Source organism: Acinetobacter sp. 1424608 (assembly GCF_000588255.1).
Lineage (GTDB): Bacteria > Pseudomonadota > Gammaproteobacteria > Pseudomonadales > Moraxellaceae > Acinetobacter > Acinetobacter nosocomialis.
Genome location: NZ_JFXL01000008.1, coordinates 44,450 through 64,630, shown reverse-complemented (window position 1 = coordinate 64,630; position 20,181 = coordinate 44,450). Strand labels below are relative to the sequence as shown.

19 protein-coding genes, 1 tRNA gene and 2 pseudogenes are annotated in these 20,181 nt (G+C 37.6%); 14 read left to right on the top strand and 8 right to left on the bottom strand.

Features of this window, described 5'->3' with window-relative positions; translation table 11 throughout:
- The first annotated feature begins 4 nt into the window (after window positions 1-4).
- Window positions 5-145, top strand: a complete 141-nt coding sequence (locus J678_RS23140; RefSeq protein ID WP_077162469.1) for a DUF2256 domain-containing protein — start codon at window positions 5-7, stop codon at window positions 143-145.
- Window positions 146-230: 85 nt separating this feature from the next.
- Here the strand turns inward: J678_RS23140 and J678_RS13680 are convergent, their stop codons facing one another.
- Window positions 231-485, bottom strand: coding sequence for a TIGR03643 family protein (locus tag J678_RS13680; protein WP_004705831.1), 255 nt, complete (start codon window positions 483-485; stop codon window positions 231-233).
- 312 nt (window positions 486-797) lie between these two features.
- On the opposite strand from J678_RS13680, the gene J678_RS13675 reads away from it, so the two are divergent.
- The 10 genes from J678_RS13675 (at window position 798) to J678_RS13635 (ending at window position 8,399) form a co-directional block, all read left to right on the top strand.
- A tRNA-Arg gene (locus tag J678_RS13675) sits at window positions 798-870 on the top strand.
- 170 nt (window positions 871-1,040) lie between these two features.
- Window positions 1,041-2,366, top strand: a complete 1,326-nt coding sequence (locus tag J678_RS13670) for a tyrosine-type recombinase/integrase (protein ID WP_016653611.1) — start codon at window positions 1,041-1,043, stop codon at window positions 2,364-2,366.
- A 99-nt stretch (window positions 2,367-2,465) separates the two neighbouring features.
- A complete protein-coding gene (locus tag J678_RS13665; RefSeq protein ID WP_001194248.1) occupies window positions 2,466-3,746 on the top strand; it encodes a hypothetical protein in 1,281 nt (426 codons plus the stop codon).
- 171 nt (window positions 3,747-3,917) lie between these two features.
- Window positions 3,918-4,139, top strand: coding sequence for a hypothetical protein (locus tag J678_RS13660; RefSeq protein WP_000250867.1), 222 nt, complete (start codon window positions 3,918-3,920; stop codon window positions 4,137-4,139).
- The gene (locus tag J678_RS13655) at window positions 4,136-4,855 is read left to right on the top strand and encodes a KilA-N domain-containing protein (RefSeq protein ID WP_000605667.1); all 720 of its coding nucleotides are present in this window, start codon (window positions 4,136-4,138) and stop codon (window positions 4,853-4,855) included. Before J678_RS13660 ends, J678_RS13655 begins: the two co-directional genes overlap by 4 nt.
- A 307-nt stretch (window positions 4,856-5,162) precedes the next feature.
- On the top strand, window positions 5,163-5,720 hold the full coding sequence (locus tag J678_RS13650) for a hypothetical protein (RefSeq protein WP_000992316.1): 558 nt from the start codon (window positions 5,163-5,165) through the stop codon (window positions 5,718-5,720).
- Window positions 5,713-5,880, top strand: coding sequence for a hypothetical protein (locus J678_RS23685; protein WP_004739786.1), 168 nt, complete (start codon window positions 5,713-5,715; stop codon window positions 5,878-5,880). Before J678_RS13650 ends, J678_RS23685 begins: the two co-directional genes overlap by 8 nt.
- Window positions 5,870-6,664, top strand: coding sequence for a helix-turn-helix domain-containing protein (locus tag J678_RS13645; RefSeq protein WP_000020576.1), 795 nt, complete (start codon window positions 5,870-5,872; stop codon window positions 6,662-6,664). The genes J678_RS23685 and J678_RS13645 overlap by 11 nt, the downstream gene beginning before the upstream one ends.
- Window positions 6,661-8,028, top strand: a complete 1,368-nt coding sequence (gene dnaB / locus J678_RS13640) for a replicative DNA helicase (RefSeq protein ID WP_004739789.1) — start codon at window positions 6,661-6,663, stop codon at window positions 8,026-8,028. Before J678_RS13645 ends, dnaB begins: the two co-directional genes overlap by 4 nt.
- Entirely contained in the window at window positions 8,025-8,399 is a 375-nt protein-coding gene (locus J678_RS13635; protein WP_004739791.1) for a hypothetical protein, read from the top strand. The genes dnaB and J678_RS13635 overlap by 4 nt, the downstream gene beginning before the upstream one ends.
- Before the next feature lie 203 nt (window positions 8,400-8,602).
- Here J678_RS13635 and J678_RS13630 read toward each other — a convergent pair whose 3' ends face one another.
- The 7 genes and pseudogenes from J678_RS13630 to J678_RS13605 all read right to left on the bottom strand — a co-directional run bounded on the left by J678_RS13630 (window position 8,603) and on the right by J678_RS13605 (window position 15,932).
- On the bottom strand, window positions 8,603-9,202 hold the full coding sequence (locus J678_RS13630; RefSeq protein ID WP_000661776.1) for a hypothetical protein: 600 nt from the start codon (window positions 9,200-9,202) through the stop codon (window positions 8,603-8,605).
- A 56-nt stretch (window positions 9,203-9,258) separates the two neighbouring features.
- Window positions 9,259-10,491: pseudogene (locus J678_RS23545) on the bottom strand (hypothetical protein); the annotation flags it as partial.
- A 2-nt stretch (window positions 10,492-10,493) separates the two neighbouring features.
- Window positions 10,494-12,701: pseudogene (locus tag J678_RS13620) on the bottom strand (hypothetical protein); the annotation flags it as partial.
- Between the two features lie 7 nt (window positions 12,702-12,708).
- The gene (locus J678_RS13615) at window positions 12,709-14,691 is read right to left on the bottom strand and encodes a hypothetical protein (RefSeq protein ID WP_017393853.1); all 1,983 of its coding nucleotides are present in this window, start codon (window positions 14,689-14,691) and stop codon (window positions 12,709-12,711) included.
- 140 nt (window positions 14,692-14,831) lie between these two features.
- Window positions 14,832-15,284 (bottom strand): hypothetical protein, encoded by a 453-nt coding sequence (locus J678_RS13610; RefSeq protein ID WP_005064446.1) that lies wholly within the window; start codon window positions 15,282-15,284, stop codon window positions 14,832-14,834.
- Window positions 15,285-15,295: 11 nt separating this feature from the next.
- Window positions 15,296-15,598 (bottom strand): hypothetical protein, encoded by a 303-nt coding sequence (locus J678_RS0104215; RefSeq protein WP_001019822.1) that lies wholly within the window; start codon window positions 15,596-15,598, stop codon window positions 15,296-15,298.
- 145 nt (window positions 15,599-15,743) lie between these two features.
- Window positions 15,744-15,932 (bottom strand): hypothetical protein, encoded by a 189-nt coding sequence (locus tag J678_RS13605; protein ID WP_000364294.1) that lies wholly within the window; start codon window positions 15,930-15,932, stop codon window positions 15,744-15,746.
- A gap of 1,084 nt (window positions 15,933-17,016) precedes the next feature.
- On the opposite strand from J678_RS13605, the gene J678_RS13600 reads away from it, so the two are divergent.
- From J678_RS13600 to J678_RS23860, 3 genes are all read left to right on the top strand, one after another.
- The gene (locus J678_RS13600; RefSeq protein ID WP_017393854.1) at window positions 17,017-17,295 is read left to right on the top strand and encodes a pyocin activator PrtN family protein; all 279 of its coding nucleotides are present in this window, start codon (window positions 17,017-17,019) and stop codon (window positions 17,293-17,295) included.
- 372 nt (window positions 17,296-17,667) lie between these two features.
- On the top strand, window positions 17,668-18,711 hold the full coding sequence (locus J678_RS13595; protein ID WP_017393855.1) for a nucleoid-associated protein: 1,044 nt from the start codon (window positions 17,668-17,670) through the stop codon (window positions 18,709-18,711).
- 22 nt (window positions 18,712-18,733) lie between these two features.
- Window positions 18,734-19,897: a hypothetical protein gene (locus J678_RS23860; RefSeq protein ID WP_017393856.1), complete on the top strand. Its 1,164-nt coding sequence runs from the start codon at window positions 18,734-18,736 to the stop codon at window positions 19,895-19,897.
- Window positions 19,898-20,181: the final 284 nt, after the last annotated feature.

Genomic DNA, 20,181 nt, shown 5'->3' with positions numbered 1-20,181 from the left:
GATCATGAAAAAACAGCATCTACCCCAGAAAATATGTGTCTATTGTCAACGCCCTTTTGACTGGCGAAAAAAATGGGAACGTTGCTGGGAAGAAGTAAAATATTGCTCTGAAAGATGTAAACGACAAGCCCGCTCAAATAAGTAAATATTTCACGCGATTGTTTTCACTGATTCAACACTACTCTTCATTGTTGAATCAGTTGTATTTCAATTGATTATATTTAATGCTCTTAAGCATATTTATACTGGCGAGAACAGTAAGCTCTTTCAACTTCTGGTGAACGTAATTGCTGATGCTTGGTTTTACGCCCTGCCATACGCTTGCGCCAGAGTTTAAAACTGCTCGATTTTAAGTTGTATCTCATTAAACGAATAACTTCACTTTCACGCAAGCCATACTCTCGCTCAATTGCTTCAAATGGGGTTCGATCTTCCCATGCCATTTCAATAATTCTAGATAAGTCCTGTTCATCAATTTTTTTCATGTTATGACCTTTTAAATTATGCTGTAACCAAATCTGATTCTTTAACAAACAACCTTCCGAAAATAGCTTCACTTACCCGATCGCTTGCCTTGAATGTTTTCGTGTTTTGCTTCAGATCATAGAAAGGCAAACATGAATTTTTTGTGATTTTTAGCTTTATAAACTCTATTTTTTATATAAGACATGAATAATTATAAAACCTTTGAATGATCTAACTTTTTATTAACAACTATGGCAAAATTTTTAATACCTAAAACATGAAAAAAGCCATTGCCTTAGCAATAGCTTTTTTGTTTATAATCATAAAATTATGCGCCCTTAGCTTAACTGGATAGAGCAGTTGCCTCCTAAGCGACCGACGTGGGTTCGAGTCCCGCAGGGCGCACAAACCTAATAGCAAAATATAAAACAATTTAGTTAAAAGTAATTATTATTCAAATATTTATATACAAATCATAGAAGAATATAGATAAATACATAAGGATATAGTTGCAATATTTAAGGATATGATTGAGGATATATAAAGTTCTACTCAATACGTATCCTTATTCTGCCATGGCTAAGAAAACTATTCCGCTATCCGACTCCAAATGCACCGGTGCAAAGCCGCAGGAAAAAGATTATTCCTTATACGATGGTCATGGGCTGATTCTATTCATTCGTAAAAGTGGCTCAAAAGTATGGCGATTTAAATATAAAAGAGCTAATGGTAAAGATGGCTTAATGACATTGGGTAACTTCCCTGCTTTAAGTTTAAAAGCAGCCAGAGATAAGCGCCGTGAATTGGAGACACTATTAGCCAATGGAATAGATCCAATTGAATACAGCGAAATACAAAAGGCTAAACTAGACAATAAATATAATTTTGAATCTATAGCTCGAGAATGGCATACAGCATATAAAAATACTGGACGCTGGGGAACTGAAACAGCAGAAAGAGCTCTTAAGAATATGGAAGAGTATGTTTTTCCAAAACTGGGGAAAAAACCTATTGATGCAATTAAGCCAAAAGAACTGATTCAAGTAATTAAAAGTATTGAGGATCTAGGTTATACCGAAGTTGTAAAAAAAACCCGGCAACGGCTAACAAGTATTTTTGCATTTGCAATGTCAAAAGGATTTATTGAAAGCAATCCAGCCTATGGTCTTCAAGATATTTTCATTCTTTCAAAGAAAACTAAACATCACCCTCAACTACCTTTAGAAAGATTACCCGAGTTACAAGCTAAATTAGCTTCCGATACAGGTCATCCACTTACTCGACTATGTGTTGAATTTGCATTACATACCTTTGCTCGTTCAAGTGAAATTAGATTTGCAAGGTGGAAGGAATTTGATTTTGAGAATGCTATTTGGACGATTCCCCCAACTAGAGATTTTGTAGAAGGTTACAAATATTCTCATCGTGGTGCGAAAATGAAGACACCTCATTTAATTCCTCTCTCGAATCAGGCACTAAATATAATAAAAGAGATCTACAAATACAGCGGACACACTCAAAATGTTTTTCCTAAAAACGGCGATCCGCATGGTTTTATGAGTGAATCTACTATCAATAAAACTCTACGCCGTCTTGGATATGACACAAACACTGAAGTTTGTGGCCATGGATTTAGAGGTATGGCCTGTGCCGCCCTAATCCAAAGTAAACTATTCCAAAAAGATGCTGTCGAAAAACAAATGAGTCATCAAGAGCGTAATAATGTACGACTTGCATATACCCATAAAGCAGAGTTCTTAGAAGAAAGAAAAACAATGCTCAATTGGTGGAGTAGTTATTTAGATGCAACTAAAGAAACAAGTATTAGTCCATATGATTATACAGCACAGATTTTAGGTGACGAGATCATACAATTTAAGTATGCGAAATTGATGAAATAATCAATTTTAACAGTTTGCTAAGCCTAGGTTAGCTCCCGAAAGTCGGATACCCAATCCGATTGGCTTAGCTCCTATTTGGGGGTGCCGTGGGAGGCAAGAATGCAAACTTTATATACTTTAGATGAACTTTTAGTCGCTTCAGAAAATAAGTTGAATATTAGTACAATTAAACATCATTGTAGACTCGGTGAATTACATCCTTGTTTATACTTCGAAGGTAATATTATTTGTATTCATGAGGAACGTTTCCAAAATGGTTTAGACAAACGTGATCCTATTGCTCATAGTAGAACTGTGAGTTGGTCAAAAGCATTTAAAGGCTATATCTACGTTACAGATTTTATTGATTATATAGATCACTCAAATTCAGAAACTGGTGGTGTGTTTTTTGATGTTGAAAAAATTATTGACTATATTTCACCTAATACCGAGTTTCCATATCTTAAACAAGATGAGTATCTTAAAGCCTTACCTAAAATGATTGATGATGACATTCAAGAAAAAAGATGGTTACACGAAATAAAGTATTTTGAAGGGAATCCTTTTAAGTCTAAAGAAATTGTTTTTCATGTAAATGAAGTAAAAAATATTTTAAATCCTAATAACAAACCTAAACCTGTTGCTTTTTTGGATTATTCAGACAGACCATTTTTAACAAAATTGTTTAAAAACGATTTTTTTACTCCCATTGAAGCTGCATGTTTAATATCAAAGGATGATCCGGATATAATTGTATTGTTGTACAAAAATAATAAAGATCAATTTAAAATGAATTATCCCAAAACTTATGATGCTTTGGTCTTAATTCAAAGAGCTATCGAACTTGAAATCTTAAAAAGTGTCAACGAAACGGATATCCCCCAACTTGATCTAGCAGAATTCCTAGTTAACCGCGGATACGTAATAAATAATTTTAATAAAAGGAACTTTGAAGGTAGATGTGCTCCTTATCTTTTTTATTTTGAAGGTCGAAAAAGACCTAAACCAGAGGTTATAGACTTTTCAAACATTGAAGATCCTTTATCAGAAATTAATTATTTACGCTTTAAAGTGTCTAAACAACTGATTGAAATAGAAAAATTAAAATTTCATTCTAGCACTGTATTGGGAGCTAAAGAGCCCCAAGTTAATACTATGATCACTCAAGTAGATCCCAATCAATACTTAACACCTGCATTAAAAGCAATAAAAGGAGTAATTCAAGAATTTTGGATAAAATATAATCCAGAAACAGATATAGCTCCAAAACAAAGCACTGTGATGGATTGGATCGGAGATAATTATCCAGAATTTACTAATAATGACTATATGAAAAAGTGTATAGACAAGATTTGCCGTCACCCCAATGCAAAAACTGGAGGTAACTCAAAAATCAAATAGTTCTAAAGAAAAAATAACTAAAGGTGTTACCCCATAAAACCTATTAAATATAAACACTTAAATTTGGGGTAACGCCTAATAAACAATAATACAGTTACCCCTTTGGGTCTTCGTCACCCCAATAACTTTCTGATTAATTACAACCATGTTCTTGCAAACTTGGTTATCAACATGGTTCAAACAAAACCAATCCGAATTCAATTTGGTACTGCTTGTCAGCTACTTGATGTAACACGTGAGTCCCTTCGACACACTATACGCAAAGATCCTACATTTCCACGTCCGATGAAGATGGGTACATCAAAACAAGCGCCCGTTTTCTTTGATTATCAGGATATTATTGAATGGCACAATAACAAGAAAGAAGCTGCTGCAGCTCAAATGGAGGCATGATTATGAATGCTTCTAAAAACTTAATAACTCTTTCGTCAGTTCAAATAAATATTGATGGAGCTACAATTCATCAAGATCAACTTGGGCGTTTTTGCCTAAATGACCTACATCAAGCCAGTGGTGGGGAACGTAAAAACCAGCCTCAGTACTTCCTTGAAAACAAACAAACTCAAGAACTTGTTCAAGCTTTAATCGATACAGGAATCCCTGTATCCCCTGTCGAAGTGGTACGCGGGGGCTTAAATCAAGGTACATATGCTGTTAAGCAAATTGTTTATGCATACGCTATGTGGATTAGCCCATCATTCAATTTAAAAGTTATCAATACATTTGATGCACTGATCACTCAAAGACCACAACTCCCTCAATCTTTCTCTGAAGCACTTCAGTTAGCAGCAGATCAGGCACGAAAAATTGAAGAAGATAAACCAAAGGTTGATTACTACGAAAAAATTGTAGTTCGTGACACTTTACTCAATGCGACTCAAGTAGCTCAGAAAATTGGTTTATCCGCTATAGCCTTAAATAAGCTTTTGGACTCTCTCAAAGTTTATAGCCACGGCGTAAAGCGTGCACGTGTATTTCAACAATGGTTTATCGATAAAGGGTTTGGCGAATTAAAACAAACTGATCTGGGTTACTCACAACCAATGTTTACGACGAAAGGCGAAGCTTGGGTAATTCAAAAATTAGTAAGTGAAGGGGTTATTTCATGAAATATTCACCTATTTTTAACTTCGCCCTTTTCAAATTAATTTTATTGATTTATATTAAGTCTGTCTGGTGCAAAATCACTAGATTAGCTTTGGTCGGCTATGAATACACAAGCGCATACAGTCCGCTACGGGCTTTTTTTATGCGTAAAATCTCTATGCTTCTGCATCTCTATGGTGAAGCTGGAGAGGGACATCTTCGGATGTGCAGGTCTCTTGTGTACCTGTCGACCAACCCTTTTCAGCTTTGCCACCCTCACTTGGTCGTGACTGGTAAAGCTCCTAAACAAACACAAGGAGCGCATTCATCATGAACGCTAAAGTACAAATTCAATTTCCAGAACAATCAATTCCTTTTTACAGTGTCGCTGATATTATCAGTGCCTATTCACTTGCATCTGAAGCTGCCACACAACTTCGAACTTTGGCTAACCAGATCAACAAAGCAACGGCTTTCGTTAAAGCATTTGTACAAGAAAATGATAAAGCCGACTCCTCTGCTTTTGCTGAACTAGAAAATCTAATAATAATTTCCCAGCAGCTTGCTAACAGTCAAGCAGACACTTACATGCGTGAACTTAACAGACATACGCATAAGCCTGATGATCAGTACGATGCTGGTGATCTGTACTATGCATACTCATTAGCTTATGAAAATACATCATGGCTTGAGACCATGTTTTATGAAGCTAAAGATGAAGTCGAAATAATCAAAGAGGCTATTAAGCAAAATACTCATGGCGCCGTCTTCGCGACTCTTGAACGCTTAATTCATATCGCCGCGTACTTGGCCGAAACTCATAGCAATACATTCGATATTGAAAGCGAAAAGTATGAATCAGAATGGGAGGCTACTAAAAATGGATAAGCCTTCTCGAGATTTGAATAAAACAGCACAAGCAGAAGAAGCCACTCCACCAAGGAACCCACTTCCTCCCACATATCCTAGCCTGGTGAAAATTACAGGCGAACGGCTGGTAAATGCGCTAAACAAAATTTATCAGCAAGGAGGATCCAGTGAGCATTGATGCAACACGGTGGGCTTGGGCTGCTCCAGTAAATAACTCATCACAACGTCTCGTTCTGCTTTCATTAGCAGATCGGGCCGGTGAAGAACATACGGCTTGGCCAAGCATAGAGCGCTTGGCTAAAGATACCGTGCTGGATAAAAAAACAGTTCAAAAAGTTATTTTAGAGTTAATTAAACTTGGTCTGGTCGAAGATACTGGAGAGCGCACAGGACCTACCAGACGTGTTCGTGTTCTCAAGCTCAACGGCGTAAAGGGTCGCGAGGAATACACCCAAAATCTAGATGATGCTAATACACCCAAAAACGGGAACATTAAACAATCCCAAAAACGGAATGATTCCAAAAATGGGAATGATCCCAAAAATAGTGCTTTGAATAACCCCAAAAACGGGATGTTGAATGATCCCAAAAACGGGGTGCAGAACCTATCAGGGAATCTACCAATGAATCTCTCTCAAGAGCATGACTGGATTCCTGATGTGGATCAGTTGATAACAAAGATAAAGATGGCAGGTCACAGCAACAATATAGACCTAATCTTTGGCCTACCTAGCTTTGAATTCGAGCTGAGTGCATTCAACTCTTATTTTGATAACAGCGGACTATCTGACAGTAAAAAACTTCATAAGTTCACGGCTTGGATCGTAGACAAGTTTGAACGCTACAAAAAGCAGAATCCTGAATATGGCATTCAGTCTCTAACCGGACAGCAAGCTAATACTGCTCAACCATTTCTTAATTTACCGACTAAGCCTAAGAGCCTATTAGGAGGTCCTCAATGAATACGCCGATTCATAATCTACAAATTGAACAAGCTGTACTTGCAGCGCTGATGACTGTTTCAAATTCGTATAGCCAAGTTGAAAATCTACTGACCGAGGAAGATTTCCACGCTACACGCCACAAACTAATTTTTCAGGCCATAGTAGATCTTGATTCTAAAAATTCACCATATGACGCCGTATTGGTTAACCAGTGGTTAGAAATGCGTAACTATTCTGAAGCTGCCGGTGGTGAGCAATACATCATGCAAATTTTAGGTGATGCCCCTTCCAGCTTTTATAACCTGGTGTCTTATGCTGAGAAATTGAAGGATCTTACGACATGCAGGCAAGTTGAAGCTGAAGCCATGAAGGTGATTAATCATGCTCGGAACTTAACTGTGAGCCGTGGTGAGCTGGTCCAGAATGCACAAACTGCTTTTGCAGATCTGAATACTGAAACTGGAAGTGAATCACTCTTTCATATTCATGATGCTGCATCCAATACATTTCTTGAGATGCACCGTAAGATTGAAGCTGCACTTGCTGGCAATTCGATGATTAAAGGAATCCAGACCGGTATATATGACTTAGACAAAAAGTTAGGCGATGTCGAACCTGGATGTCTAATGGTGGTGGCTGCACGGCCCGCGATGGGTAAAACTACGATGCTCCAGCTCATCGCAAACAATGTAGCAGTCGTACAGAAAAAGCCTACCCTCATCATGTCTGGCGAAATGCCTAAAGAGCAGATTGCCATGCGTCTCTGTTGCGCGATTGCACCGGCAGATATTGGAGTAGTACGCAATTCCCCTCATCTACTACCTAAAGAGGAATTTACAGCATATACAAACGCCGTTGCGATGCTTCAAAAAGTACCGATGTATATCAATGATATGTCTCGTCCCTCGATAGCGAATATCAGGGAATCTATCCGTAAAGTAAAACATCAGTACGGTACCGTTGGTGTGGTACTGGTGGATTACCTTCAGATCATGAAGACTACAAAACAGTTTGCCCGAGAAGATTTAAAAATCGCCTACTTCACTGGTGAACTTAAAGCCATGGCCAAAGAATTTAATTGCGTCATAGTCCTGTTATCTCAGCTCAACCGTGAACTAGAGAAGCGACCAAACAAAAGACCAATGATGTCGGATCTACGCGAATCAGGTGCAATTGAACAAGATGCCGACCAAATTATTTTCTTGTACAGAGACGAAGTTTATAACAAGGAATCTCAATACCGGGGTATTGCTGAGGCTATTGTAGGAAAGAACCGCCACGGCGAAGCTGGTACCGCGTACATGCATGCTCAATTGAAGTACTGCCAATTTACTAATTTAGATCATGAAGCACTTAATCAAATCCAAGGAGCAACAATATGATGTTTGTGGATAACAGTTGTATAGACTCGACTGTATTTAAGAATTCACCTGCTGAAAGATTTAAAAATCTGAAAACCCAAAAAAAAGTAAAAGAGTTCTTCATTAAGCGCCGAGGATATAAGCGCCCAGACTTCAACAGAATGATTGTAGATTTGCGTAACCTTGGATGGTCACATGAGAAAATAGCCTTTGTATTACCAATATCAGGTGCATCTACTGTTAGCGAATGGGCACGTGGTGGAGTACCTAACTATGAAAATGGTGAAGCATTTATTGAACTTTGGAAGAATGAAACCGGGATTGATAGATTCCCACGCGAAGGTGAATGGCAAACATATAAATACGATATTGGTCAATTAGGGTTACTTTAAATATCATTTAAAAGCCCTAAATAGGGCTTTTAAAAATGTTAGTAAGTAGTCATTATTCAGTATTTTTATCGTGTAACAGACAGTAGACTATCATGTAACACACCTTTTTTTATCGTGTAACACCTCAAACAATTATCATGTAACACCCTTAAATTGTCCATTTTTTATCGTGTAACAGTAGATTTTTATATTTTTTGACCAATTTAATAATAATCTCTCATATCTTTGAGGAGAGAAATTGTTAGGCCTGTATTCTGAATTTTTCTTTCATTAGAAATATATTTATTTTTCTCATTTTTATAAGAGTACTGCATCTTTTTTGAATCGATCATTTTGGCTAAGAATTTCTTAACTTCGACCTTATCAACAATACGGTAAGTTGCCTCAAAACTAGGCTCCTTATCAAATGCCACTATATAGCGTCCCCCACCTCTTGGCTTATTTTCCATTTCAATAATATATCCTAACGAGCCCAACAAAATTTTGAATTCCCCTCTCTGTGCTCCGCATATAACTGCATTCATATTATAATTATCTTTGTAAGAGTTACAGCTTAAAAACCAGTAATTATCACCGCTCTTGTTTGGAATCGACTCACTATCAAATAGGGCTAAAGTTAGTAATCCATTCTCTTTAGCTGAAATAAATTTAACTCCATTGATAGATCCTTCTTTAGGTGTCCCATCAGAGTTAAAGATATCAGCTATATCAAATTCTGAAGCTGCCACAGCGATACAATTAAATGCACTAAAGCATGCTAAAGACATTAATACCTTAAGTAAAAATTTATTCATTTCTTTCATTTTTAAAGTGTGATAGTTAATACCATATTATAAAAAAGGAGCTGAAGCTCCTAATTTTATTCTGATAAATCCCACCAGTAACTATTACCCAAGTTCTCAAGCCGTTGCTGTGTTCTTGGTAAATAATCAGGATCAATCATATTCTGCATTTTAGAAAACAGCATACGATCAACTACCAACTTACTGTACCAAAGGTTCTGCAATGGAATATTACTCTTCAATGTATTTGCCACTTCCATCATCCGAGTAGACTCTTTGCCCTCAATTATGTTGTTCCCCATACCTGTGAGCAACATACCCAGCTTCATACTCTGGCCTAATAATGGACCGCTGATAAAGTCTGAGGCACTTCGACCAGTTGGATCTGAAAGCGCAGACATGATGTCACCTAGGAATGAAAGTCCTCCACCTTTAAGAAGTGACTTACCAAAGAAATCTATCGTGAATACAGGCTCCGGATTCTTACCATTGGCCAAGTTCTGAGTCTGGACGATCAATGCACCTGCTAAAGTTTGATAAGCCAGTAGCGAAGCTAGGAACGTCACTCTGCTCTTAATGTCTCCCTGGGCAAAGGCACGATGACCAATACGGAACATATAAGCCAATGGGAAGCCTTTGAACTGGAATAAGGTTCGGCCCAATTCCCCTTGGATAGTTCCGGCTTCACCTAAGTTAATGATGCTGCGCTCACGTACACCGGCCTCAATGATAGCTACGGATTCCTCATTGAAGATATGAGTCTGATACTTCATTGCAGCCTTATAGCGGAAGTCAGCAATGGCGTTCGCACTATCCTGCTTGTCCAATGGCAAAAACTGCTTAATCACATCATCTGGTGCATTAAAAAAATCATTCTGCGAAAGTACCGCCGTCCCATCTTCACGCTTACTTGGCTCCAGCTGCTGCCACAACTGCCAGTCACGTTCGGTAATACCGTTCCCCTGCAGGATCTTAAGATCATCTGCACCAAGATCCTTCCAATCCGTTTTACGGGTCATTTCAGCAAGCTTATTCATATGCACCAGATTAAGCGCTCGTTTCGCTCCTGCGGTGACGGCGTTCAGTCCTGATAGTTTCATAGTTGTTGCAGCAAAAGCCTGCATACGTGCATTAAAGCGGCCTGACTTGGTAGCACTACTGACAATATCAGCATCACCGAAACGGGTCATTGAACCGGCCATTTCGTTAATCCCAAGGCCAAACCGCAATGCTTCATCACGTGTGGCACCCTGTTTCAATTGCTTCATGTATTCAGGGAGGATCGATTTGGTATAGGACAGGCCCAGCATAGGCTAATGGTGCCATCTTGATTAACTTGGCGCTGGAATGTCGTATTAGAAGTACTATTGTGTAGCTCTTGAATAACTCCCCCATCATCCATTGACCGCTCTCGTTTAAGGTAGTTTTGCGATCTGGTTGGAGTCCAATTATCTACCCCTGCGATAATTGAGTTTTGCTGAATATTTGAATCTGATGTTCTGGTATTGATATCTAAAGTGTTCGATTCTGGACCTGGAAGAATAACGCGTTGTTGTTCTGGCTCAAGCTGGTAAAGATCAGAGTCCAATGTATCCAAATTACGGTTAGCGCTATTACCGGGACCAGATAAATCGACTTGAGGTTCAACATACGGCGTTCGGTAAGCACCACCTTCAGAATACTGATAATGCGCCGTAGCCTTGAGGTATTCCAGATCCTCCTTGGTCAATGGAGAAGATAGGGCTTCAAACTCTTCCTGGAGTGACTTCACACTATGCTCATCTGCACTGAGTACAAAAGGCATTGCTTCAATTTCAGCATCAGATTGGGACTTGTAAGCAGGTGGCGCAGTTATATCAGACTCAAACTGTGGGAACTCTGATTCGCTCCCTCGGACTTCAGTAGATCTTACTGAAGCATCTGGACTAACATCACTATAAAGACTTGCGATTTCGTTCCAGCGCTTTTCGTATTTGGCCTTTACTTGTCCTACGGTCATACCATTGAATTGATGACTTGAAGTGATACCTTCTGCAATCTGTCTTGCAGTCTTTTTCTGATTGCCTTTACTCCAGCGTGTGGCCACATCAACAAAAAGCTCATTATCCTTAGCCTTTAAAAATGCTGGTCCACCACCCTCACCAAAGAAATGCAGGTAGTAAAGCTCTAGGCCATTCGGATCTCGATTAAAGTGAGTACGAAAAACCTTGGAGTTATGTTCGTAGTAGTTCAGGCCCGCTTTAATTTGATCATTGCCATCAAACTTGTTCTTACCTCCCATACGGGCAAAGGTGCTATCCAAAGTCTGGAATAAGCCGGTAGCGGAAGATAGTAACTTACCGTTTCTGTCCTTTGGCTGGATTGAAGTGCTGAAGGTGCCACCAGTTTCCAAATGGGAAATGATTAAGGCATCCACTGGATTGATACCCCGTTTAGAGGCTTCCTGGACAATCGTTTTTGTCCACGGTTTTTTATCAAATACAGGGTTAGTCAAGACATCGGCTATTACTGGCGCTTTATGTTCATCAGTATTGATAGCGCTTGGTCTTACAATAGCCTTCGGTGTACCTGTTATTGGTACCACTGGTGTACTGGTTACTACTGCTTTAGGTGTGCCTGTCACTGGTGCTTTTAAGCTGACCAGCTCATCATTCAATGCACTCTCCATTGCACTATCCAATGCATCAAAGTGTGAATTGGCCTCTTTTGCATTAGTTGGGCTAAATGGATTCGTACCCTCTGCATGCTCGATGTTGGCCTGAATATGAGCCGCATCATTCATAGTATCTACATTACTATGGTCTTTAATCTGCTCTGGTCGTAAACGCCCTTTGTTCGCCCACAAGTTGAGTAATAAGGCCATCCCGCCGTTTGCTGCTAATGTGGATGGACTTAAAGCATTTTCCTTTAATGCCTCACCGTATTGAGCGACCTTTTTATTTTCATTGGTTTTAAGAAACGAACCTTCTAAATAATCACCAGCGACCCCTGCCCCAGTAGCCAGCGCAGTAGTGGCCACAGCATCAGCGACCACTGATTTAGCAACGCCGTGGGTAGGAATCGCAAAACTTGCTGCATCTGCAAGCCCTTTAATGGCGCCACCAGTGCGAGCAGTTTTTACATCTGCTCCTTTATTCAATAAATCTGATTTCTCTGCTTCAAAGGTCTGGTATCCAAATAGCCCAGAATTTAATGCTAAACCGGGTACACCGCCTGTACCTAATGTTGTGACGGCGTTCCAACCAATACGAGTGAAGTCTTTAGTCAGGCCATAGGTAAACTCACCTACTCCCCCTAAGTCATCAGGTTTAAAGATCTCAAGGTTTTGCGCTCTTAGTGCCGCTGCTTTCTTATCACCACGTATCAAGGCATCTGGTGCAGTAGCTGCCTCAACAGTACCCATGGCAACACCAGAAACAATACCTAAAGCTCCATCACTAAATCCACCACGCTCACTCTTAGGTTTGAAGCGAGGATCATCCTGATTTAACGTTAATTCGTCATCTGCTAAAAAATCCATATCTACCTCATCGAACCGTAAAAGCTAAACGTTTTTGTCTTTTTTTGTCAGTGGCATCCATGATGTATTTGGTGCCATTCTTGAAGTAATAGACGTATGGATTCTTAGGGTCTTGCTCTAAAGGCAGATCCAAAAAGAAGTCTTTGTCAGATCCACCATAGTTACGGGCATTACGAGAGTTAAAGCTCTCCAGCTGCTCACGGAAAGATTTTTCGCCTACAGTATGAGGTCGCAACACTACCGATTTACTTCCGAAGAATCCCCCTGAAGTGAACTTGCCCCCTGTGACATTCTTAGCTGCTTTATTAAAAAGCTCTTCATCAATGGTCTTGTTTAGAATATTTCCCTTTGAATCGGTGACCTTTTCGGATTTCTGAACCAAATAAGCATAGTTGGCTTTTATTGAATCCAGATAGATTTGAAAGTCTGGTTTACCTGGTGAGGTGATACCGGCTAAATACGCTTCTGTATGCTTTGTTAAGCCACTTTCATCGACCTTGACCAACCCCTTTTCAATCAGATCCTGCCCAGTAACGATCTGGCCAGCAATATCTTGCAGACCTCTGTTATTGAGCGAAGCAGATAAACGATATGCACCACTATCACCAGCAATTCCTTTAATCATGTCTCTGGATGCATTGGCATTGCCTGCGCTGGATTTATAAAGACTGGTAAGCAAACTTAATTTGTCACCTGGTTTGGCTTTTTCCCAGAACTGCTTTAATTCAGATTGTTGCTGTGTCGAGAATGGATTTAAGGATCCTACCGTGCCATTCAATACGTTATTTGCGTGAATAGATTTAATATTCTTAGACAAAGCTGCAATGGCTTCAGGGTTACCACTTAAAATTGCATTGGTAGGTACTACTGTTAGATCCTGACCTGTCTTAATCGAGTAGGCCAAAGTGGAGTTATTTTTCTCATAATTGAGCATGTTCTCATGAGTCTTCGACAGAAGATTCAATTTCCAACTGACATCTTTTGGATTGTCCTGCGCCGTATTTTGAGCTTCTACCCGTCTCTTGCTCAGATAGGCTTCACGTTCATCTGGCCCTAATCTCATGAACTGCTGGACTTCAACCAAAGCTCCACTGTATTGGACAAACTCAGACTCTTTTTCCGTACCCTTAACACGTGCCAAACGAGATTTGATGACGTCTTCACTTGGGATTAAGCCTGTTTCGATGTCTGCTTTCATCTCATTAACAGCATCTTTGGCATCATCATCCAACTGTTTTTGCTGCAATGCAGCCGCACGGTTATTCTGATCCATTTGAGTGAGTGCACGACCACTCCAGTAAACAGCCTGCTCTTGGGTTAAATTGGGATGTTTTGCTATTACAGCTTCAGGAGTCGTTAGTTCAGTAAGCTTTGCATTGTCCGACTTATTTCCTAAATAGAATGCAGCTACATCATTGCTGGAGCGATTATTTTTGTACTCATTAAAAGTATCCTGAACATGAGCCAGAGGTAAGCCTTTAGATTGCGCATACAAAGCTAATCCATTCCAGACCTCTTTTTCAGAAGCATTGGGATTCTTAAGGTAGTTTTCTCGCATGTCCTTGAGCTGGACAATGGCCTGTTGCTGTTCTGACTTCTGTGCGATCGGCAAATACTTGGATGCGCTCTGGTAAGAATGCTGTTCAAAGTAATTATTAAAGCTTTGCTCGAATTGTTTTGGTACGGCAGTCTTATACTGAGTCTTGATTGATTCCAGGCTTTGCTGCCGCTGCTTTACTGCTTCTTCATAAGGAAGCTCACCAGTCTGGATTTTAAGAGTAAGGTCACTGTCTACAACATTGATATCAGCACCAATTTTAGAGGACTGTAAAGCGAAGTCAGCTTTCTCTTTTTTATCTTTTTCCTCTTTACGCGCTTCAAGCACATCATCAACAGCTTTACCAATGCTTCCGAGTCCGGTTATAGGCGTATGTTGTTGCAATGTAGGTCGCGGCATGTTTCGGCCTGATGAACGTGGAATTAATACCATTTTATTCTCAAAGTAGTTTACTCAATACTTCAAAATTAATGGGTTATAACTCCCTAAAAAATGGGTATATACAGCACTAAAAAAAGGAGGTTTTAAAGCCTCCTATTTACTCATTTATATAAAATCAAAAATTCATGTATTCAATGAATTCTCCTATTAACGGGATCTCCCTTACTTATACGTTCTAAAATTTGTTTTACAGAGTCCACTTTCTTTAAAATTAAATTTATTTCAAAACCAAACGAATGCTTGTTCAATAGACGCTTATATTTATTCTCAGGATCGAGATAATACCCCGTAATAATTAAAGCATTCGATATATTGTTGATCCAAGCTAATGCTGTCCTTAAAGAGGAATAATATATATCTTTTGGCTTCGCCATAATTAATAGCAACTGATTTAATTCTTCAAGGTCATTTACTATAACTAATAACTGATGAATAAATTGCTTCTGAAAAAGCTGATTAGAATCTAGATAACGAATATCTTCCTGAAATTTTTTCAATTTTTCTGGAGTGCTTTTACATAGATCAATAGCCCGGTTAATATTGGTTCCTGTAATCGGTTCAAAAAACTTCTTTTTAGATCCCATGTGTAATCCTCCTAAGCTATAAGGTAACGATTAATTCGAGGTATTTCTTTTTCTGTTTTATTAGTCAAATGCATCCAAAGTTCAACAAAGGCAGCGCCGTTGTCATATTTCATGACACTTCCACAGATCCATTCTCTGACTGAGGAAGCCCCTGATATTGGTAATACAAAGGCTATTTTCTCAAGTGTCCACCCCAGATTTTTCAAATCTACAATCATTCTGTTGAGGTCTGGAGCTAAATAGTTTAGCAATCTCTTATTAAAAAAAAGATTTTTAGGTGTGGAGAAGCAGCATAACTCAGCAAATATATTCATAGTTCAGCCCTATCAATTTATCTAATTAGGACTTGGATTAGGTCCACAAAAAATGGGTATATTTTCAATAAAACGCGCGCGTGCGCGAGGGAGACTGTGAAACACCTCTTTTACTCCACTAATTTCACTAAAACTGAATCTTTTTTTAGCTGGCAGCTTGTATATCATTTGCATAATTTTGAGCTTCCACATATCGCTCAGATTTGCGTTCTAAGCGTGAAATAATTTTTAATGTACCTTTAGTTGTTTTTCTAAAGAAAAGCTCACTGTGCTTAAACCAGTAAGAAATTTGACTATATCCATAATCAATCTTTGGGCTAGAAATCAAATCCATTCATAAATTGTGTTTTACCTGTACCTATCATCAAAATAATTCGCCGGCAAGAAATAGATCCAGATAGCTCTCAGAAAGTGATAGATTCTATGGTTAATTCATTGATAGGTTCTGCATCCCAAAAACGGGTACATTCAAAACCCCAAAAACGGGTACATTCAAAACCCCAAAAACGGGTATATTCAAAACCCCAAAAACGGGTATATTCAAAACCCCAATATTGGGAATATTACCGTTTTCGGAATGATCCCAATATTGGGTAGATTTAAATTTTATAAACTTAAGCCAATTCTAAAAACCTTCCCCTCTCTTTAATTTTTTGAACCATATTTTTCTATTTCTATAATCCTCAATTGTAACAAAACCATCAAAAGTGAAATTACCTTCAAAAATATCACTTTTAAAGTGCAAATGCTTATGCCATAAGGATTGTAGAGAAATTAGCCAGCTACGATTGATGCGTGGAATATCGTAAAAGAGAAAGATTGTTTTTTAAGTTTTTTTGTAACAGGAATCCGGTATTTTTAATCGATTTCAGTGACTGCTGTGGAATGTCGTAATTAAGAGTTCCAGTACATCAGAAAAAGAATTCAATCCAGGTTCCAAATCATAGCAAAGTGAAAAGAAGTCACTTTCAAAGTGATAAAAAGTGTAATTTCAAAATTATGATTAAGCCCAGTGCAAAATAAGAAAAGGAGGAATCGAGCACAGCAATACTCCAGATCAGGAGGCCGTGCAGTACTTACCCTCCAACAGCTATCAACTTCTCAATTAAGCCAGGTCAACAATCATGTTTAAACAGAAATATATCATCACTGTAGAAAGTGAGTTACCACCTAGAATATGTCTTGGAGATTCAATCTACGGCGCTACAGTTATTGCATTAGAAAAAAGAGCAATATCCAGATCTTGTAGATTTAGCCTGGTTAACAAAACGCTTCCCGCTTTCTAGACACACCCTCTTAGAAAAATTAGAGCTATTTAATTTAGGTGGAGAAGGTAAGAAATTATATGACACCAATGTTGTTATTCCTTTTCTTAAAACCGATTTTAAAAGTCGACGCGGACGACCAAGGAAGAATTAATGAAACATATAGATCCAAAGCTTAATACCTACACAATGCTATGCATGCGTTATGTATCACCAGTAGTTCACCTAGACACCATTGTCCAAGATTATTTCAAGCATATGGATGTCAAAACGGCGCGTAAGAAAGCTAACTTCCATGAATTGCCATTTCCAGCATTTAAAATCGAGCAATCTGCAAAAGCGCCGTGGATGGTCAGGCTTGAAGATTTTGCTATCTATTTAGATCAACAATACGCCCTGCATCGCCATGATTATGATGCTATGAGTAGGTAGTTGCTCGCATTTTTACAAACCAGAAATAAAATTTCGAATATTTTCAGAATATATAGCTAAATATGCCAAAATATAGTTGTTGGAAAAATCATCCATTAACGGTATAAATACCTCTACAAGATAATTTCATTGGGGTCTTGTATGTCATTCATAATTAAATTGATCTCAGAAAACTGCTCTCTCATTCTAGATGATGGGGATGACTGATAGTTTTCAGGTTATATAGAGATGTTTAAGAAACAATTTAGCAGTGAATTGAATGTAATGTTATGAACCGTTGGATTTGTAGATCTGGAATTTGCGAATTAATTCTAACCAGACTGTTAATACATTTTATTAGAAATCTTTATCTAAATTTATTGAGGTTATACTTTGAAATTAACACATTTTATTATTCATGAAATTGATAAGAAAAATGACAAGCAAGATCCTAGTGATTTGCAGCCAAAGCTTATTCTAGATTCAGACCAGGAATTCCCATTAGATAAATCTGCTTCTATTACATTTTCAACAGGTCTCAGAAAAAAATATACTAATTCAATTAGTGGTTATGGCTGTATAGATAAATCAGAGAATTCAATCTTTCAACTACAATTGCAAGAATATCGTGATGGTAAAATAGACTTTATTAAGCTATCAAAACTACTTGTTGAAAGGTTAATGACCTCATTGGCTGAAGGTCAACAGTTAAAGTGGGCTACAGGTGGTTTAATCGTTTTTTTAGAGTACTTAGAAGATGATAGAACCTATCTACTAATTTCTATGATCAAAGAAAAAAAAGCGATTACATTTGATAGAGCAAATCTTAATTTAGAAGAGTTTTTATCAATTGATTTGGATAAACTTCATGAAGGTGCCCGAATTGATCTAAAAAAATGGGAAGAAGATAAACAGCCTTATGTCTCATTTATTAAAAAGTCTAGTACTAATGTTTCTGATTATTTTAAAGACTCAATCAACTGCGTGAATTATACAGATTCAAAAGTTTATACCGATGCTGTATTTGAAGCCTTAAAAGAATACGCTCCAACTCAAAGCTGGAATACAGAAACAGTTAAAGAGAAAAAAGAAATATTAAAGCAACATCTTATTGATGCTGTTAATAAAAATACAAAAAATGGTGAGCCTGTTGTTTATTTAAAAGAAATATCAGTACTTCTGAACCAAGAAGAACCAGATAGTTTTTATAATTTTTTACGTGAAGAAAGTTTTGAAGTGAGTGATTCATTTCAGCCTGATAGAGGCACAGTTCGTCGCTGGATGAGAGTCACAGTGAAAACAGGCACTATCAATGTAACTTTTAATGTGGCAGACTTCGAGCAAGGAAACATTGTTCTTTCACCAGAAGGTAATTTCATTATTACCAATGTGAGCGAAAAGGCAAAAGAAGAGTTTAATAAAGCTATTAATCAGTAACTTATATGGTACTAAATGGGTCATGACTCAAACAATAAAAGTAGAAAGAAAGTTTGACTTCGTCATTAATTTATTGACGTCGTTAGACAATATTTGCTTTGAAATGGAGTCAAATTCAATCACTGGTTATCTCAGTAAAAGATCTGACCTATCTTTTGAAAACATTCAAGAGCAACTTGAGTCTTTTGGTTTAGATACTTCAGATAATGAGCGAAAGACTGGAAAAATAATAGTACCTTTGACTGGCACAAATATTTTTTATGATTTAGAGCATTATTTAAAAAAGGATAGTCGTAGACTTGACGCTAATCCAACAAAATCTTTTTATATTTATGATCACTCAGTAAAATATACACCAGGCACAACTTGTATTAATAAAGAATTAAATAATATTTTTTTAATTGCTGAGTTATTTTCAAATCTTAAATTGATTTCAGATTTGCATGGTGATGCTGGTAATAGATCTTTTATTATATTTGTTGGAAAGAAAAATTTAAAAATCTATTCAGACTATCATGCGGATGACTTAGCAAGAGATCTTAATCTTATTAAAAACTTCATTCGTGAGTATATACAAAATGATTTTCATCAAGAAGATAGACATTTAGCAGTTATAAATGGCCTGCACGAGTCGTATAAAGAAAATGAAATTTCATTATCAGTATTTCTAAAAGGTTTTGATACTCTTTATAGAATGGTTAAAAGTAACTTCCAGCTTTACATGGATAAGTTTTCTTTTAATGATTTTAAAAATAAGGTAGAAGAGGATCGTAGAGAGTATACCATTAAAATTAATAAAGTTTTTTCCGATATGCAGAACCAATTACTAACATTACCTATTGCTACTGTTTTGGCAGCAGGACAAATGGATAGTATAAACTCTGCAAGTGGCTTTATTAAAAATACTTTAATTATGATAGGCATAATTATTTTTTGCGTATTTGTTTTAATGCAAATTGCGAATCAAAAAATAACACTTAAAGCATTAGATGAAGAAATAAAATTAAGGAAGTTGGCAATGGAGGAAAAAGATGACTCCGATTATAAAACAGATTATTTAAAAGTATATTCAAGCTTAGATAGTCGAGTCATAAAGTTGGATGACAATCTTTCCTTAGTTAAGCAGATAACAATATCCGCTACTGCTTTAGTCCTTCTTGTATTTATTGCCAGATTCTTTATTTGAAAGCCAGTCCAAAAGTTACAGATACTATTCAATTTGAAGTAGCAGATCAGAAGATTGGCTTCTTCCTGGATAAATTAGACAATACTAAAAAATCGTTGGAAGAACGGAAGTAAATTATCTGCAAAGACTATCCCGATGTGTATGCAAAAGAATATGTTCCTGCTCTTCTGAAGCGTTCACCACAATACACTCGAAGATTTGGAGAGCGATCTTAAAAAGGTATTAGACTTTTATAAAGTGAGGGACGACATAAAATGTTAGCAGGCTTACACCTGCCAATATCA

Coding starts and splice junctions, on each gene's coding strand:
- J678_RS23140 (WP_077162469.1), top strand. CDS start 5: ATGAAAAAACAGCATCTACCCCAGAAAATATGTGTCTATTGTCAACGC.
- J678_RS13680 (WP_004705831.1), bottom strand. CDS start 485: ATGAAAAAAATTGATGAACAGGACTTATCTAGAATTATTGAAATGGCA.
- J678_RS13670 (WP_016653611.1), top strand. CDS start 1,041: ATGGCTAAGAAAACTATTCCGCTATCCGACTCCAAATGCACCGGTGCA.
- J678_RS13665 (WP_001194248.1), top strand. CDS start 2,466: ATGCAAACTTTATATACTTTAGATGAACTTTTAGTCGCTTCAGAAAAT.
- J678_RS13660 (WP_000250867.1), top strand. CDS start 3,918: ATGGTTCAAACAAAACCAATCCGAATTCAATTTGGTACTGCTTGTCAG.
- J678_RS13655 (WP_000605667.1), top strand. CDS start 4,136: ATGATTATGAATGCTTCTAAAAACTTAATAACTCTTTCGTCAGTTCAA.
- J678_RS13650 (WP_000992316.1), top strand. CDS start 5,163: ATGAACGCTAAAGTACAAATTCAATTTCCAGAACAATCAATTCCTTTT.
- J678_RS23685 (WP_004739786.1), top strand. CDS start 5,713: ATGGATAAGCCTTCTCGAGATTTGAATAAAACAGCACAAGCAGAAGAA.
- dnaB (WP_004739789.1), top strand. CDS start 6,661: ATGAATACGCCGATTCATAATCTACAAATTGAACAAGCTGTACTTGCA.
- J678_RS13635 (WP_004739791.1), top strand. CDS start 8,025: ATGATGTTTGTGGATAACAGTTGTATAGACTCGACTGTATTTAAGAAT.
- J678_RS13630 (WP_000661776.1), bottom strand. CDS start 9,202: ATGAAAGAAATGAATAAATTTTTACTTAAGGTATTAATGTCTTTAGCA.
- J678_RS13615 (WP_017393853.1), bottom strand. CDS start 14,691: ATGGTATTAATTCCACGTTCATCAGGCCGAAACATGCCGCGACCTACA.
- J678_RS13610 (WP_005064446.1), bottom strand. CDS start 15,284: ATGGGATCTAAAAAGAAGTTTTTTGAACCGATTACAGGAACCAATATT.
- J678_RS0104215 (WP_001019822.1), bottom strand. CDS start 15,598: ATGAATATATTTGCTGAGTTATGCTGCTTCTCCACACCTAAAAATCTT.
- J678_RS13605 (WP_000364294.1), bottom strand. CDS start 15,932: ATGGATTTGATTTCTAGCCCAAAGATTGATTATGGATATAGTCAAATT.
- J678_RS13600 (WP_017393854.1), top strand. CDS start 17,017: ATGAAACATATAGATCCAAAGCTTAATACCTACACAATGCTATGCATG.
- J678_RS23860 (WP_017393856.1), top strand. CDS start 18,734: ATGACTCAAACAATAAAAGTAGAAAGAAAGTTTGACTTCGTCATTAAT.